Source organism: Streptomyces sp. enrichment culture (assembly GCF_964272855.1).
Classification (GTDB): Bacteria; Actinomycetota; Actinomycetes; order Streptomycetales; family Streptomycetaceae; genus Streptomyces.
Genome location: NZ_OZ186847.1, coordinates 7,830,872 through 7,845,134, shown reverse-complemented (window position 1 = coordinate 7,845,134; position 14,263 = coordinate 7,830,872). Strand labels below are relative to the sequence as shown.

The 14,263-nt window shown below is 71.9% G+C and carries 15 protein-coding genes and 2 pseudogenes; 8 read left to right on the top strand and 9 right to left on the bottom strand.

Annotation, left to right across the window (positions count from 1 at the left end; translation table 11 throughout):
* Positions 1 to 21 precede the first annotated feature (21 nt).
* From crcB (ACSU6L_RS34965) to ACSU6L_RS34935, 7 genes are all read right to left on the bottom strand, one after another.
* A complete protein-coding gene (crcB, locus tag ACSU6L_RS34965; protein ID WP_437063456.1) occupies positions 22 to 384 on the bottom strand; it encodes a fluoride efflux transporter CrcB in 363 nt (120 codons plus the stop codon).
* Complete coding sequence (locus ACSU6L_RS34960; RefSeq protein ID WP_437063454.1) at positions 381 to 728, bottom strand: DUF190 domain-containing protein; 348 nt, start codon at positions 726 to 728, stop codon at positions 381 to 383. The genes crcB (ACSU6L_RS34965) and ACSU6L_RS34960 overlap by 4 nt, the downstream gene beginning before the upstream one ends.
* A complete protein-coding gene (gene crcB, locus ACSU6L_RS34955; RefSeq protein WP_437063452.1) occupies positions 725 to 1,189 on the bottom strand; it encodes a fluoride efflux transporter CrcB in 465 nt (154 codons plus the stop codon). The genes ACSU6L_RS34960 and crcB (ACSU6L_RS34955) overlap by 4 nt, the downstream gene beginning before the upstream one ends.
* A 73-nt stretch (positions 1,190 to 1,262) precedes the next feature.
* Positions 1,263 to 2,216: an SMP-30/gluconolactonase/LRE family protein gene (locus ACSU6L_RS34950; protein WP_437063450.1), complete on the bottom strand. Its 954-nt coding sequence runs from the start codon at positions 2,214 to 2,216 to the stop codon at positions 1,263 to 1,265.
* Between the two features lie 93 nt (positions 2,217 to 2,309).
* Positions 2,310 to 2,594, bottom strand: coding sequence for an ArsR family transcriptional regulator (locus tag ACSU6L_RS34945; protein WP_437063448.1), 285 nt, complete (start codon positions 2,592 to 2,594; stop codon positions 2,310 to 2,312).
* A gap of 229 nt (positions 2,595 to 2,823) precedes the next feature.
* On the bottom strand, positions 2,824 to 4,383 hold the full coding sequence (locus tag ACSU6L_RS34940; protein WP_437063446.1) for a glycoside hydrolase family 53 protein: 1,560 nt from the start codon (positions 4,381 to 4,383) through the stop codon (positions 2,824 to 2,826).
* Between the two features lie 147 nt (positions 4,384 to 4,530).
* Positions 4,531 to 6,552: a beta-galactosidase gene (locus tag ACSU6L_RS34935; RefSeq protein WP_437063444.1), complete on the bottom strand. Its 2,022-nt coding sequence runs from the start codon at positions 6,550 to 6,552 to the stop codon at positions 4,531 to 4,533.
* Positions 6,553 to 6,735: 183 nt separating this feature from the next.
* Between ACSU6L_RS34935 and ACSU6L_RS34930 the strand changes: the two genes are divergently transcribed.
* From ACSU6L_RS34930 to ACSU6L_RS34915, 4 genes are read left to right on the top strand one after another with little or no spacing between them, the layout of a single operon-like run.
* Positions 6,736 to 8,055, top strand: a complete 1,320-nt coding sequence (locus ACSU6L_RS34930) for an ABC transporter substrate-binding protein (protein WP_437063442.1) — start codon at positions 6,736 to 6,738, stop codon at positions 8,053 to 8,055.
* On the top strand, positions 8,052 to 8,981 hold the full coding sequence (locus ACSU6L_RS34925; protein WP_437063440.1) for a carbohydrate ABC transporter permease: 930 nt from the start codon (positions 8,052 to 8,054) through the stop codon (positions 8,979 to 8,981). Before ACSU6L_RS34930 ends, ACSU6L_RS34925 begins: the two co-directional genes overlap by 4 nt.
* Entirely contained in the window at positions 8,978 to 9,883 is a 906-nt protein-coding gene (locus tag ACSU6L_RS34920; protein WP_437063438.1) for a carbohydrate ABC transporter permease, read from the top strand. The genes ACSU6L_RS34925 and ACSU6L_RS34920 overlap by 4 nt, the downstream gene beginning before the upstream one ends.
* Entirely contained in the window at positions 9,880 to 10,911 is a 1,032-nt protein-coding gene (locus tag ACSU6L_RS34915; RefSeq protein WP_437063436.1) for a LacI family DNA-binding transcriptional regulator, read from the top strand. Before ACSU6L_RS34920 ends, ACSU6L_RS34915 begins: the two co-directional genes overlap by 4 nt.
* Before the next feature lie 396 nt (positions 10,912 to 11,307).
* Here the strand turns inward: ACSU6L_RS34915 and ACSU6L_RS34910 are convergent.
* A pseudogene (locus ACSU6L_RS34910) lies at positions 11,308 to 11,586 on the bottom strand (class I SAM-dependent methyltransferase); the annotation flags it as partial.
* A gap of 124 nt (positions 11,587 to 11,710) precedes the next feature.
* On the opposite strand from ACSU6L_RS34910, the gene ACSU6L_RS34905 reads away from it, so the two are divergent.
* On the top strand, positions 11,711 to 12,007 hold the full coding sequence (locus tag ACSU6L_RS34905) for a MerR family transcriptional regulator (RefSeq protein ID WP_437063434.1): 297 nt from the start codon (positions 11,711 to 11,713) through the stop codon (positions 12,005 to 12,007).
* Positions 12,008 to 12,078: 71 nt separating this feature from the next.
* Complete coding sequence (locus ACSU6L_RS34900; RefSeq protein ID WP_437063432.1) at positions 12,079 to 12,915, top strand: arylamine N-acetyltransferase family protein; 837 nt, start codon at positions 12,079 to 12,081, stop codon at positions 12,913 to 12,915.
* Between the two features lie 9 nt (positions 12,916 to 12,924).
* Here ACSU6L_RS34900 and ACSU6L_RS34895 read toward each other — a convergent pair whose 3' ends face one another.
* Positions 12,925 to 13,323: an SseB family protein gene (locus ACSU6L_RS34895; protein WP_073944613.1), complete on the bottom strand. Its 399-nt coding sequence runs from the start codon at positions 13,321 to 13,323 to the stop codon at positions 12,925 to 12,927.
* A 202-nt stretch (positions 13,324 to 13,525) separates the two neighbouring features.
* Here ACSU6L_RS34895 and ACSU6L_RS34890 point away from each other — a divergent pair.
* Together ACSU6L_RS34890 and ACSU6L_RS34885 are read left to right on the top strand one after the other, a co-directional pair.
* Positions 13,526 to 13,769 (top strand): annotated as a pseudogene (locus tag ACSU6L_RS34890) (LysE family translocator); the annotation flags it as partial.
* A gap of 96 nt (positions 13,770 to 13,865) precedes the next feature.
* A complete protein-coding gene (locus ACSU6L_RS34885; protein ID WP_437063430.1) occupies positions 13,866 to 14,186 on the top strand; it encodes a DUF2795 domain-containing protein in 321 nt (106 codons plus the stop codon).
* Positions 14,187 to 14,263: the final 77 nt, after the last annotated feature.

Genomic DNA, 14,263 nt, shown 5'->3' with positions numbered 1-14,263 from the left:
GCCTCTCCGCAGGCGGCGCCGCTACCCCAGCACCGCCCGGGCCAGCGCGACCCCCGCGAACGCCGCTCCGAGGCCGGCCACCACGCTCGCCGCCGCATTGACCGCCGCCTGCGTCCGCGCCCCGGTCCCGGCGAGGCGGAGGGTCTCGTACGAGAAGGTCGAGTACGTGGTCAGGGCGCCGCACAGGCCCGTTCCGAGCAGCAGCCGCAGCGGGGAGGCGACGGCCGCGCCGGTCAGCAGGCCGAGGACGAGACAGCCGGTGACGTTGACCGTGAAGGTGCCCCAGGGGAAGACCGAGTCGTGGCGGGCCTGCACCGCCCGGTCGGTGAGGTAGCGCAGCGGGGCGCCGATCATGCCGCCTGCGACGACCAGCAGCCAGTTCACCCGGCCCCCTCCCCCGCGCCGGGGCGGACGATCTCGCAGGGGTCGAGGGTCACCAGTCCATCGGTGACCAGTTCGTCCAGGTCGGGCAGGAAGGCCCGTACGCGTTCCTCGGTGTCGACGATCACGACGGCCACCGGCAGGTCCTCGCTCAGCGACAGCAGCCGGGACGTGTGAACCACCGAGGACGCGCCGAAGCCCTCGACGCCGCGGAAGACACTGGCTCCGGCGAGGCCCGCCGCGTGCGCGCGGTGCACGATCTCCGAGTAGACGGGCCGATGATGCCAGGTGTCCTGCTCGCCGACGAGGACGGTGAGGCGCAGGGCGGGGCCGGTCGTCCGGGTCATCGTTGCCTCGCTTTCAGAAGCCGGCGGGCCGCGCCGGCCGCGAGCCACACCGCGGTGAGCGCCGCGAGCAGGGTCGCGGCGAGGTAGGCGAACGCCGTGGTGAGGCGGCCGGCTTCGATCAGCCGCTGGGCCTCGACGGCGTAGGTGGAGAAGGTGGTGAAGCCGCCGAGCACTCCGGTGCCGAAGAAGGGGCGGACCAGCGGGTGCGCGGGGCGCACCTCCGTGACGGCCACCAGGAAGACGCCGATCACGGCGCAGCCGGCGACGTTGACCCAGAACGTCGTCCAGGGAAAGCCGGCCGGCGCGGCGGGCCACCACAGGGCGGCCGCGTAACGGGCGGTGGCGCCGAGGCCGCCGCCGAGGGCGACGACGCCGACGACGGGGGCCTGGGCGCGCCAGGCGGGCCGGTGCGGTGCGGGGGCGGGGGCGGTACGCAAAGGAGTGCTGTCCGGGCTTGTCATGGTCGGTCGGTTCCTGCTCGCCTGGGTTTCACAAGCGGCCGGTCGACAGGGTAGCTCCGAGGTCGTACGGGGGTCACTTCGGCGCCGGTGCCGCGCAGACCGCGACCCCGCGTTCCTGGACGCTGCCCAGCACCAGCAGCTCGCCGGTGCGGCACACGCTGGTCACCATCCGGTAGCCGGAGCGGCGGCGGGTGAGGTGGTGGACGGTCTCTCCGTGGTCGTCGACCGCGAGTACGCCGATCGTGCCCGAGGGGCGGAAGGGGGCGTGGAGGGCTAGCCGGGCGGCGGCGCGGCGGACGGCGGGGGCGGTGCGGTGCAGCAGGTCGAGGGGCGGGACACGGGGCCCGGCCAGGGACACCCAGACCGGTTCGTCGGGGGCACCTCGCCAGAGGTTGTCGGGCATGCCCGGCAGGTTCTCGACGAACGGCTCGGTGTGCCCGGCGCGCGGGCCGGTGAGCCAGTGGCGGCTGAGGCGGCGGGCGCCGGTCTCGGCGACGACCAGGAAGCTCTCGTCGGCGCTCGGCGCCAGGCCGTTGGCGAACTGGAGGCCTTCGGCGACCACGTCGAGACCGCCGTCGGGAGTGAGCCGCAGGAGTCGTCCGGTGCCGGTGTGTTCGACGATGTCGCCGATCCACTGGGTGAGGGGGTAGCGGCTGCTGGAGACGGTGAAGTACACCGTGCCGTCGGAGAGCGCGACGGCGTTGCTGCAGAACCGCAGCCGCTCCCCCGCCACCGCGTCCGCGAGGAGGTCGACGGTGCCGTCGGTGAGGTCGACGCGCAGCAGTCCGCGTTCGGCGTCGCACACCAACAGGGCGTCGTCGGCGAGGAGTTCGAGGCCGAGGGGGCGGCCGCCGGTGTCGGCGAGCGTGGTGACGCGGGGCGTGCCGTCCAGTCCGTCGAGGCGCAGAACACGGCCGTCCTCGACGCCGGTGAGCACCCGGCCGCGGGCGTCGGCGACGACGTCCTCCGGGCCGTGGCCGCCGACGTCGACGTAGCGCAGGGGAACGAGCGTGGCTGATCGGTCCATGGTGCCCATCCTGTCAGGTGACGTGTCGTCAGGAGCAGGCTCCAGGAGCGGGCGTCGGGGGTGGGCATCACGAGTGGGCGTCGGGAGCGGCCGTCACCAGCCCTTTTCGAAGATGCGGGCCACCTCCGCGGCCCGGACCTCGTCGCGGCGGTAGTGGACGCGGTCACCGATCCGGTGGCTGCGGAGCAGACCGAGGGCGGCGAGGAGGGCGAGGTGGGTGTCGGCGACCGGGCGCGGCAGGCCGAGTTTCGCGGCGACGGCGTCGGCGGTGACGCCGTCCGTGGGACAGGTGCCGGGATCCGGCGGGAAGTGGGCGGCCGGATCCTTGAGCCATTCCAGGATGCGCATGCGGGTGTCGTTGACGGGAGTCCTCAGCATCTCGTCCCCCTCGGTCGGGCCCCTCACTGCCGGTTTTCCCCGCGCGGCGTGGGGCGAGACATCGCATCCCGGCCTCCGCGCCTCTTGTCCGATGTCGAACGGGTCTTCGACTCCCGGTGGCGGGAAAGGCCGAGGGCCCGGCCGCGCGGGTGCGTGCTCGCGCGGCCGGGCCCCGGGGTGCGTGGGCCGGCAGTGGCCGAAGCGGCTCAGCGGGAGCCGGCCGGCGGGCTCAGCGGTGGCCGAACCACGCCATCGCCGGGAGCGCCCGGTCGTCGTAGCCGAACAGGGCCTGGTTCTCCCAGCCGTTGCCGGAGGAGGCGTCGGTGGGGTCCCAGCCGTTGCCGGTCACCGCCGTCCAGGTGGCCTCCCAGTAGAAGACACCGAGACCGCGGCCGTTCGGGACGGCCTCGACGATGCTCGCGATGTCGTTCATCCACTTCGTCTGCCCGGCGGTGGTGGCCGGGTAGCCGGCGACGAGTTCCCCGGAGAGGTCGATGATGTTCTCGTGCGCGTCCTCGCTGTCGAGCCGGAAGGGGTAGGCCGTCTCGGCGACGAAGACCGGCTTGCCGTAGCGGGTGGCGGCGTCGTCCAGGGTGGTCTGGAAGTCGTACAGGGAGCCGTGCCAGTAGCCGTAGAACGACAGGCCGATGGCGTCGAACTTCACGCCGTTGGCCACCGCCGAGTCGAACCACCAGCGGGTGCCGGTCAGGTCACCGCCCTTGGCGAGGTGCAGGGCCACGGTGGTGGAGGAGCTGACCGCCTTGACCGCGTCGTATCCGGAGTTGAGCAGTCCGGCCAACTGGGACCAGTTGCTTGTGGAGCCCTCGTTCCACAGCATGCCGCCGTTGATCTCGTTGCCGACCTGGACCATGTCGGCGGTGGTGCCCTGGGCCTTCAGCGCGTTCAGCACGTCGTACGTGTGGTTGTACACGTCCGTCTTCAACTGGCTGTAGGAGTGGCTCGCCCAGGCGGCCGGCTTGGACTGGGCGCCCGGGTCGGCCCAGGTGTCCGAGTAGTGGAAGTCGACGAGCAGTTTCATGCCCTGCGCCTTGATCCGCTTGGCCTGGGCGAGCACGCGCGTCTTGTTGTTGTAGCCGTCGGCCGGGTTCACCCAGATCTTCAGCCGGGCGTAGTTCATGCCCGCGGACTTCATGACGGCGAGCGGGTCGGCCTTGCCGCCGGAGCTGGTCCGGTAGACCCCGCCGAGGGCCTCGCTCTTGGCGATGGAGGAGACGTCGGCGCCGTGGATGGTGGTGCCGGACGTGCCCGAGGTGAACGTCAGGTCGTCGACGTTGATCCAGTTGCCCGCGTTGGCGTCGCTGTTGATGCTGATCGTGCACTGGTTGGTGGTCACGTCGACCGGTACGACGATGCGGATCCAGCCGTCGGCGGAGACCGGCAGGTCGGTGCGCTGTTCGGCGCCGCCGCAGTTCTTCAGGGCTATGTACGCGGAGTTCTGGCCGCCGCCGGAGCGGACCCAGGCGGTCAGCTTGTATGTGCCGTTGGTCAGGCCGGAGAGGTACTGGTACGTCTCCACCTTGTAGGCGGTGGACGCCCAGTGGCTCAGCCGGTAGCTGCCGCCGTGGCCGCCGGCCTCGGTGAAGGAGGCGCCGGTGGAGCCGTACTCGGACCAGCCGCCGGGGGTGGCCGCGCCCGCGCCGTCGGCCTCGAAGCCGCCGTTGGTGAGGGTGCTCGCCGCCTGGGCGGTCTGCGCGGGCAGGAAGGTGAGGGCGAGCCCGGCGGCGAGCGGCAGCAGCAGGGCTCTCAGGGTGCGTCTGGGATGGAACATCGTCGTCCGTCGTCCCTTCGACGTAAGGGGGGATGGAGACCTCCGCGCCCCGGGCAGGGCCTGCCCGGTGGTGGAGGCGGCCCCTCCGCCCGCGGCTCTTCCGGCTCGCGCGGGCGGAGGGGAGTCGGTTCGGCCCTCGGGCCGGATTCAGCCGTCGAGCCGGACGACCCGTACGGCTCCCGCGGGGACCTCGACACGGCCCGCGGCACGCTCGCCCGTCAGCAGCTCGGTGCCGGGCGCCTCCAGCGGCACCTTGGCGTCGGTGCCGGTGTGGTTGACGGCGAACAGGTACGTGCCCGACTCGCCGGTGCGCAGCACCACTTCGACGTCCCGCGGCAGGTCGGCGCGCGGGGCGAGGCGCGCGTCCTCGGCGGCCCGGCCGAGGACCGCGTCGATGCCGTCCGCGCCGAGGCGGGTGGAGACGTACCAGGCGGTGCCCTCGCCGAGGCGGTGGCGGGTGACGGCGGGGCGGCCGGCGGTGAGGCCGTCGGCGTAGGTCCACACCGTCTCGGCGCCCCGCGGCACGACGAACTCCGTCCACACGTCGGCGGCCAGTTCTCCGCCGTCGGGGCCGGTGACCCGGACCGTTTCGCCCTTCAGCAGCGGCGAGAACTCCTCGACGGTCAGGCCGAGGACGTCGCGCAGCGCGCCCGGGTAGGCGCCCTCGTGGACGGCGTCGTGCTCGTCGACGATGCCGGAGAAGTACGACACCAGCAGGGTGCCGCCGTTCTCGACGTACCGGGTGAGGTTGCGGCCGGCGGCCTCGGTCATCAGGTACAGCGCGGGCACCACGACCAGGGGGTAGGCCGACAGGTCGGCCTCCGGGTGGGCGAAGTCGACGGTGAGGTGGCGGTCGTAGAGCACCTCGTAGAAGGCGTCGGCGCGTTCGCGGGCGTCGTGGTCCTCGCTGGGCCGCCAGTCCAGGTTCTGCGCCCACCAGGAGTGCCAGTCCCACAGGACGGCCACGTCGGCCCGCGTGCGGGTGCCGCGGATCTCGTTCAGCGTGCCGAGGGAGGCGCCGAGTTCGACGACCTCGCGCCAGACGCGGGTGTCGGTGCCGCCGTGCGGGACCATCGCGGAGTGGAACTTCTCGGCGCCGCGCCGGGACTGCCGCCACTGGAAGAACATGGCGCCCTCGGAGCCGCGCGCCACGTGGGCGAGGGAGTTGCGGGCCATCTGGCCGGGGGCCTTGGCGGGGTTGCGGGCCTGCCAGTTGACGCCGGAGGTGGAGTGCTCAAGGAGCAGCCAGGGGGCGCCGCCGGCGACCGAGCGGGTGAGGTCGGCGGCCATGGCGAGGTTGACGTGGGTGCGGCGGCCGTCGGTGATCAGGTAGTGGTCGTTGGTGACGAGGTCGACCTCGCGGCCCCACGCCCAGTAGTCGATGGAGTCGCACTGGCTGAGCGCGGTCATGAAGTTGGTGGTGACCGGGACGCCGGGCGAGAGGCGGTGCAGGATGTCCCGCTCCGCCACGAAGTTCTCGCGGATGGTGGCGTCGGCGAACCGCCGGTAGTCCAGTGCCTGGCCGGGGTTGCCGACGGTGGGCGTGCGGCGCGGCGGGTTGATCTGCTCGAAGTCGGTGTACCGCTGGCCCCAGAAGGCGGTGCCCCAGGCCTCGTTGACCGCGTCGACCGTGCCGTACGTGTCCGCCAGCCAGCGGCGGAAGTGGGCGGCGCAGCTGTCGCAGTAGCAGGCCGAGACCGGCACCCCGTACTCGTTGTGCACGTGCCACATGGCGAGCGCGGGGTGGTCGCCGTAGCGCTCGGCGAGCTTGGTGGTGATGTTCGCGGCGGCCGCCCGGTAGTCGGCGTTGCTGTGGCAGATGGCGCCGCGGGAACCGAACTCGTAGCGGGTGCCGTCGGCGGTCACCGGCAGCGCCTCGGGGTGCGCGCGGTAGAACCAGACCGGGGGCACCACGGTGGGGGTGCCGAGGTCGACGCGGACGCCGTTGTCGTGCAGCAGGTCCAGCAGGCGGTCGAGCCAGCCGAAGTCGTACTGCCCGGGTGAGGGCTCCAGCAGCGCCCAGGAGAAGATCCCCACGCTCACCATGGAGACGCCGGCCTCCCGCATCAGCCTTACGTCCTCGTGCCAGACGCTTTCCGGCCACTGCTCGGGGTTGTAGTCCCCACCGAAGGCGAGCCTGGTGAGGCCCTTGGGGGTGGTCTCCGGCATGGATGTCTCCCGGGTTGTCGATCATTTGGGAACGTGCACACACATCGGTGGCGGTGTGAGCCCAACATAACCGCACAGCAACAACCATTGACAAGTGTCCGGGATGTTTCTCTACTGTGAACGCTCACAGAAGCATGGCAGGTCCATCGCGAGAGGCGAGGACCCAGGTCAGGGGAGATATCCATGCCGAACACGAAGCGAGTTCGCCTCGTGGCTAGCACCGTCGCCGTCACACTCGGCGCCACCGTCCTCGCCGCCTGCGGCTCGGAGGACGGCGACAGCGAGGCCCGGTCCGGGCCCGTCTCGCTCACGTACTGGACCTGGACGCCCGGCATGGACAAGGTCGTCGACCTGTGGAACAAGGGCCCGGGCAAGAAGGAGCAGATCACCGTCACGGTGAAGAAGCAGGCGTCCGGCGACACCCTGGTCACCAAGATCCTCACCGCCCACAAGGCCGGCAAGGCGCCCGACCTGGTGCAGGCCGAGTACCAGGCGCTGCCGACCCTGGTCAGCAATGACGCGCTCGCCGACATATCGGGCGAGGTCGGCGGCGCGAAGGACAAGTTCGCCGAGGGCGTCTGGCAGCAGACCACGCTGGGCACGGACGCGGTGTACGCGGTGCCGCAGGACATCGGGCCGATGATGTTCTACTACCGCGAGGACCTGTTCGAGGAGTACGGCCTGAAGGTCCCGACCACCTGGGAACAGTTCGCCGAGACCGCCCGCGCGCTGAAGAAGAAGGCCCCCGACAAGGACCTCACCACCTTCTCCGCCAACGACTCCGGCCTCTTCGCGGGCCTCGCCCAGCAGGCCGGGGCCAAGTGGTGGAGCACCGAGGGCCAGAAGTGGAAGGTCGGCATCAACGACCCGGCGACCCGGAAGGTCGCCGAGTTCTGGGGCGGCCTCGTGAAGGAGGGCGCCATCGACAACCAGCCGATGTACACCCCGGCCTGGAACAAGGCGCTCAACACCGGAAAGCAGATCGCCTGGGTCAGCGCCGTCTGGGCGCCCGGCACGCTGACCACCGCCGCGCCCGACACCAAGGGCAAGTGGGCCATGGCCCCCCTCCCCCAGTGGTCCGGCAGCGAGAACGTCACCGGCAGCTGGGGCGGCTCCTCCACCGCCGTCACCACGGACTCCGGCGACAAGGAGGCCGCCGCCAAGTTCGCCGCCTGGCTGAACACCGACGGCGAGGCGCTGAACGCGCTGGCCAAGGAGAGCGGCATCTACCCGGCCTCCACCGCCGCCCAGCTCAGCGGCGCCTTCACCAAGTCGCCGGAGTACTTCTCCAACCAGGCCGACTTCTACACCCAGGCCGCCGAGATCGCGCAGACCACCGCGCCGTCCGCGTGGGGCCCGAACGTGAACGTCGCGTACACCACCTTCAAGGACGCCTTCGGCGCCGCAGCCAAGAACAAGTCGGACTTCACGGCCGCCCTGGACACCATGCAGGAGGCCACCGTCGCCGACATGAAGAAGCAGGGCTTCGAGGTCGCTCAGTGACCAGCACCACGGCACGCCGGAAGTCATACGGGGTCAAGGGGGCCCCGTATGCCTTCCTCCTCCCCGCCACGATCCTCTTCGCCCTGTTCTTCGCGCTGCCCATCGGGTACGCGGTCTGGCTCAGCTTCCGCAAGGTGAAGGTGTCCGGCCTCGGCCTGGGCTCCGGCGCCCGCACGGAGGTCTGGGCCGGCCTGGAGAACTACACCGCCGCCCTCTCCGACAGCGAGCTGCTGGACGGCGCGCTGCGCGTGCTCGGCTACGGCTGCGTCGTCGTCCCGCTGATGCTGGGCCTCGCCCTGCTGTTCGCGCTGATGCTCGACTCCGACAAGGTGCGGCTCGCCCCGTTCACCCGGCTCGCGATCTTCCTGCCGTACGCCATCCCCGGTGTGGTGGCCGCCCTGCTGTGGGGTTTCCTCTACCTGCCGGACGTGAGCCCGTTCTACTTCGTGCTCGACAGGCTGGGTCTGCCGCAGCCGGACCTGCTGGACGGCGGGCCGCTCTATCTCGCCCTGTCGAACATCGCGATCTGGGGCGGCACCGGCTTCAACATGATCGTCATCTACACCTCGCTGCAGTCGATCCCGGCCGAGGTGTACGAGGCGGCGAAGCTGGACGGCGCCACCCCGCTGCAGATCGCGCTGCGCATCAAGATCCCGATGGTGGCGCCGTCGCTGGTGCTGACCTTCTTCTTCTCGATCATCGCGACGCTCCAGGTGTTCAACGAGCCGACCACCCTCAAGCCGCTCACCAACTCCGTGTCCACGACGTGGAGTCCGCTGATGAAGGTGTACCAGGACGCCTTCGGCAAGGGTGACATCCACGCGGCGGCCGCCCAGGCCACGATCATCGCCCTGGCCACACTGCTGCTGTCCTTCGGCTTCCTGCGGGCCGCGAACCGTCGTCAGAAGCAGGAGGCGGCACGATGAGTTCTCTTGCCATCACCAAGACCGACACGGCCACGGACGCCACGCCCGGCACCGGCCGGCGCCCGCCGCTGCGCCGCCGGATCGCGCTGATCCCGACGGTGACGCTGCTGCTCGGCGCGCTGTACTGCCTGCTGCCCGTGGCATGGGTGGTGATCGCCTCGACGAAGTCCGGCAGCGAGCTGTTCTCCACGTTCACCTTCCTGCCGGGCTCCGGCTTCACCGAGAACCTCTCGGACCTGAGCGCCTACCGCGACGGCGTGTACTGGCAGTGGATGGCCAACTCCGCCCTCTACGCGATCCTCGGCGCCCTGCTGTCCACGGCGGTGTCGTCCTTCGCCGGGTACGCGCTGGCGACGTACCGCTTCCGCGGCCGCGAGACGATGTTCAACGTGCTGCTCGCGGGCGTCCTGATGCCCCCCGTGATCCTCGCGATCCCGCAGTACCTGCTGCTGGCGAAGGCCGACCTCACCGACTCCTACCTGTCGGTGCTGCTGCCGCAGCTCCTCTCGCCGTACGGCGTCTACCTCGCCCGCATCTACGCGGCGGCCGCCGTGCCGGGCGACGTCGTGGAGGCCGGGCGGATGGACGGCGCGAGCGAGTGGCGGATCTTCACCCGGATCGCGCTGCCGATGATGCTGCCGGGCCTGGTGACGGTCTTCCTGTTCCAGTTCGTGGCGATCTGGAACAACTTCCTGCTGCCGTACATCATGCTCAGCGACGACGAGAAGTTCCCGATCACTCTCGGCCTGTACACGCTGCTGGAGCAGGGCTCCAACACCCCGGCGCTGTACACGCTGGTGATCACCGGAGCGTTCCTCGCGGTGCTCCCCCTGGTCGCGCTGTTCCTGGTCATCCAGCGGTTCTGGAGCCTGGATCTGCTGTCCGGGGCCGTAAAGTCATGACCATGGGCAATACGGGGGGCCGGCGCAAGCCGCCGACGATTCACGACGTGGCGCGCGAGGCGGGCGTCTCGCGCGGCACCGTCTCGCGCGTGCTCAACGGCGGCCACTACGTCAGCCCGGCGGCACAGGAGGCGGTCGACGCCGCCATCCGCAAGACCGGGTACGTCGTCAACCGGCACGCGCGCTCCCTGATCACCGGCCGCTCGGACTCCGTCGGCTTCCTGCTGACGGAGCCCCAGGAGCGGTTCTTCGAGGACCCCAACTTCAACGTCCTGCTGCGCGGCTGCACCCAGGCGCTGGCCGCGCACGACATCCCGCTGCTGCTGATGCTGGCGGGCACCGAGGACGAACGGCGGCGTATAACCCGGTACATCACCGCCGGGCACGTCGACGGGGTGCTGCTGGTCTCCAGCCACTCCGGCGACCCGGTCGCCCAGGAGCTGCGCGAGGCGGGCGTGCCGCTGGTCGCCTGCGGCAAGCCGATCGGGCTGGGCTCCAAGGTGAGTTACGTCGCCGCCGACGACCGGGACGGCGCCCGGGACATGGTCCGGCACCTGCTCTCCCTCGGCCGCCGCAGGATCGGCGTGGTGACCGGTCCGCTCGACACGCCCGGCGGTGTGGAGCGGCTCGCCGGTTACAAGGAGGTGCTGGCCGAGGCGGGCCTCCCGGTCGACGACGACCTCATCGTCTCCGGCGACTACAGCCGCGCCAGCGGCGAGGCGGGCGCCGAGCGGCTGCTCGCGCAGGCCCCCGGCATGGACGCGGTGTTCGTCGCCTCCGACCTGATGGCCCAGGGCGTGCTCACCGCGCTCCAGCGGGCCGGGCGGCAGGTGCCGCAGGACATCGCCGTCGGCGGCTTCGACGACTCCCCCGCCGCGCTCGCCGCGAGCCCCGAGCTGACGACCATACGGCAGCCGTGGGACCGGATCAGCGCCGAGATGGTGCGGGTGCTGCTCGCCCAGATCGGGGGCGAGGACCCGGCGGCGGTGATCCTGCCGACGGAGCTGGTGAGGCGGGAGTCCACCTGAGGGCCTGACGGACGGCTCATGCCTCGCCCGCCGCGAGGAACATCGGCAGGGCCGTGAACAGCCGGTCCTGTCCGGCACGGACGCGCTGCTCGGCGATCCAGCCGCGGCGCGTTCGGCGTCCACGGCGCCCGTGTCCGCCACGGCGCGGGCCAGGGCGGTCAGGAAGGGCAGGGCGTCCGGTCCGGTGAGGACCGTCGTGCGGACCTCGACGGTCACGTCCCGGAAGCCCGCGTCCTTCAGCAGGGTGCGGTGGCGGCGGGGCGCGGTGACCAGGTCGGCGCGGGCGTGCACCAGGGTGCGGGTGAGGGCGGGGTCGTCGGAGTCGATGACGAAGGCGTCCCAGTCCTGGTCGGCCGGCACCACCCGGCCGCCGGGCACGAGGACGCGGCGGGCCTCGGCGAGGGCGCGGTCGGGGTCGGCGAGTTCGTGGAAGACCTTGTCGGCGCGGCAGCCGTCGACCGAGCGGTCGCCGAGCGGCAGGTCGTAGGCGTCGCCCGCGCGGAAGCCGGCGTCCGGCCACCGGGTCCGGGCGGCGGCCAGCCTCCGTGCGTCCACGTCGACGCCCACCGCGGCCACGCCCCGCCGCGTCAGTTCGGCCACCGCCCGTCCGGCGCCGCAGCCGACGTCGACGACCGAGCGGGCGGTGCCCAGCAGGCCGTAGGAGAGGTCCCGCATTTCCCGCGCGCCGGGCAGCCGGTCGGCGGCGTCGAGCCGGGCGAGGAGGGGGGCGAGGGTGTCGACGGGAGGCTCGGAGGGCTGCTGCTTGGTCATGGGCGTCAGCGTGCGACTCAATGTCGGCATGAGGTCAACCGAGCGGGACGAGACGATGGGCATCGGGGCGCTGGCCGGACGCTTCGGGCCGGCCGCGCACGTGCTGCGGCACTGGGAGTCGGTGGGGCTGCTGACCCCGGCCCGCGACGCGGCGGGCCGCCGGCGGTACGGTGCCGCCGACGTGGTGCGGGTGGGGGTGATCCTGCGGGGCAAGCAGGCGGGGCAGTCGCTGGAGGCGATCCGTACGCTCACGTCCGGTGACCATCGCGCCCGGCGGGACGTGCTGCGCGGGAGGCGGAGGCGCTGCGGAGGTGGTCCGCCCTAGGACCAAGGCCCTACGCCGGCTCAGACCCTGGCCCGCCGACGGTGTGCCGCCGGCTGCCTAGGGTGAGGGGCATGCCTGACACGACGCCGTTCGACCTCGACGCCTACCTTCGCCGAATCGGATGGGAGGGGCCGCGGCGCGCCGACCTGGCGACGCTGCGGGGCCTGCACCTGGCCCACGTGAGGGCCATCCCCTTCGAGAATCTGGAGGCCCTGCACGGCCGAGCGCCGTCCCTGGACCCGGACGACCTGATGGCCAAGCTGGTGCACAGCCGCCGGGGCGGCTACTGCTACGAGCACAACCTGCTGTTCTCGGCCGTGCTCGAAGCGCTCGGTTTCCGGGTGACCGGGCTGGCCGCGCGTGTCGTCGTCGGCGCCGACCGGTTCGAGAGCCGCCCGCGCACCCACATGACTCTGCTGGTCACCGCACCGGGCGACCCGCAGCCGTACCTCACGGACGTCGGCTTCGGGGCGATCGGCGCGCTGCTGGAGCCGGTGCCGCTGATCGCCGGCACGGAGTTCCACGACGCGGGGCGCCGCCATCGGCTCGTGCACGCGCCGCACGGGGGGCCGCTGGAGATGTGGGTGCTGGAGGCGTACGACGAGAGCGGCGACGACGGCCCGTGGGTGGCGCAGTACGCGTTCACCCTGGAGCCGTTCGAGCGGGCCGACTACGAGGTGTTCAACTGGCATGTGGGGACGAACCCGCGGTCGCCGTTCACCCGGCGCCTGTACGTCCAGCGGGTCACGGCCGACGGACATCTCCTCCTGGAGGACGGCCTCCTCACCGAGACGCGGGCCGACGGCTCGGTCAGGAAGCGGGAACTGGCCGGCGAGGCGGAGGCGCGTCAGGTGCTGGACGCGGACTTCGGCATCGCCGTCCCGGACGGGATCACGCTGCTGACCTGACGTCCGCCGTCAGGGACGCGCCAGCAGCGTGCGCACGCCGTCCGAGGTGAGGGTCAGCCCGTGGGACGAGCTGGCGTCGATGGTGAGGGACAGGTCGTCGGAGGGCCATTGCGCGGCCAGCACGCCCAGCGGGACCAGGCGGTAGCGGGAGACGAACGGCAGCAGTCCGGCCATCTCCAGCTCGGACGTGAACACGGGCACGACCGGCACGCCGTCCGGCTGCTCCAGGACGGGCAGCGCCACGGCGGAGGGGTCGGTCGCGTCGGCCTCCGTGACGTCGTCGGGCACGGGGATGAGCACGTCGCTGTGCGCGAGGGTGTCCAGCGCGTCGGTGTCCTCGGTGTCCCGGGCCAGCGCGTCGAGCGCCCGGGAGGCGGCGTTGGTGCCGTTCTCGGCTGGTGTGTCCATGGCGGGTCCCCAGGTAGCGGCGGTCGTACGGTGCGCCCGGCCCAAGATCGGGATCGGGCGCGGTGTTCCTCGCGTACCCGAAGGGGCCGGTCCCATGCGCCGGCCGTGGCGTTACGCGCCGGAAAACCGGCTGAGCCGGGTGGCGTGCGCGTGTTTCCATGGCGCGCATGCGACCGTCGGCCGTCCGGTGGCCTTCGCGGCCATGGGGTTGCTGCTGATCGTCGTCCCCGGGCCGAGTGTGCTGTTCGTCGTCGGACGGACCCCTCGCCGCGGGGCGGCGTGCCGCGCTGACCTCCGTCCTGGGGAACACGCTGGGCGCGTATGCGCTGGTCCTGGCGGTGGCCCTGGGGGTGGGGTCACTCGTCGAGCGCTCGGTCGTGGTCTTCACGCTGCGCAAGCTCGCGGGCGCCACCTGGCTGCTGTACCTGGGGGTACGGGCGTGGCGGTGACGGGGCGCAAGGACTGATCCGTCGTGCGGCCGAGGTGAGCACCGGGGCGCTCGTGGTTACCCGGTAGGTCCGGACACGAGTGGAGAGGCAGCCATGGACCGAGCGACGAGTGCCCGCGACGTGGTGGACGCCATCAAGGACGTCGACTTCCCCGCGGGCAAGGAGAAACTGATCGATGCGGCACGCCGGGCGGGGGCCTCGCAGGACGTCGTTGCCGCGCTGCGCGGCATGCCGCAGGAGAACTACACGAACCGCGACGATGTGGCCCGGTCGGTGCGGTTGGCCCCGGACTCCGACCTCGGCCTGACGCGCGCCCAGCAGGCGGAGCAGGCCCGCATGGGCGGCAAGCCGGGCCAGTCGCAGCATCTGCGGGACGCGCCGAAGACGCCGATAGAGGAGGAGCTGGACCGCTGACGCGACGGCGCCCGGGCCGGCCGTTGAGGGCCGCCCCGGGCGCCGTGTGCTGCCGGGCCGCTTGACCGCTGGACTGC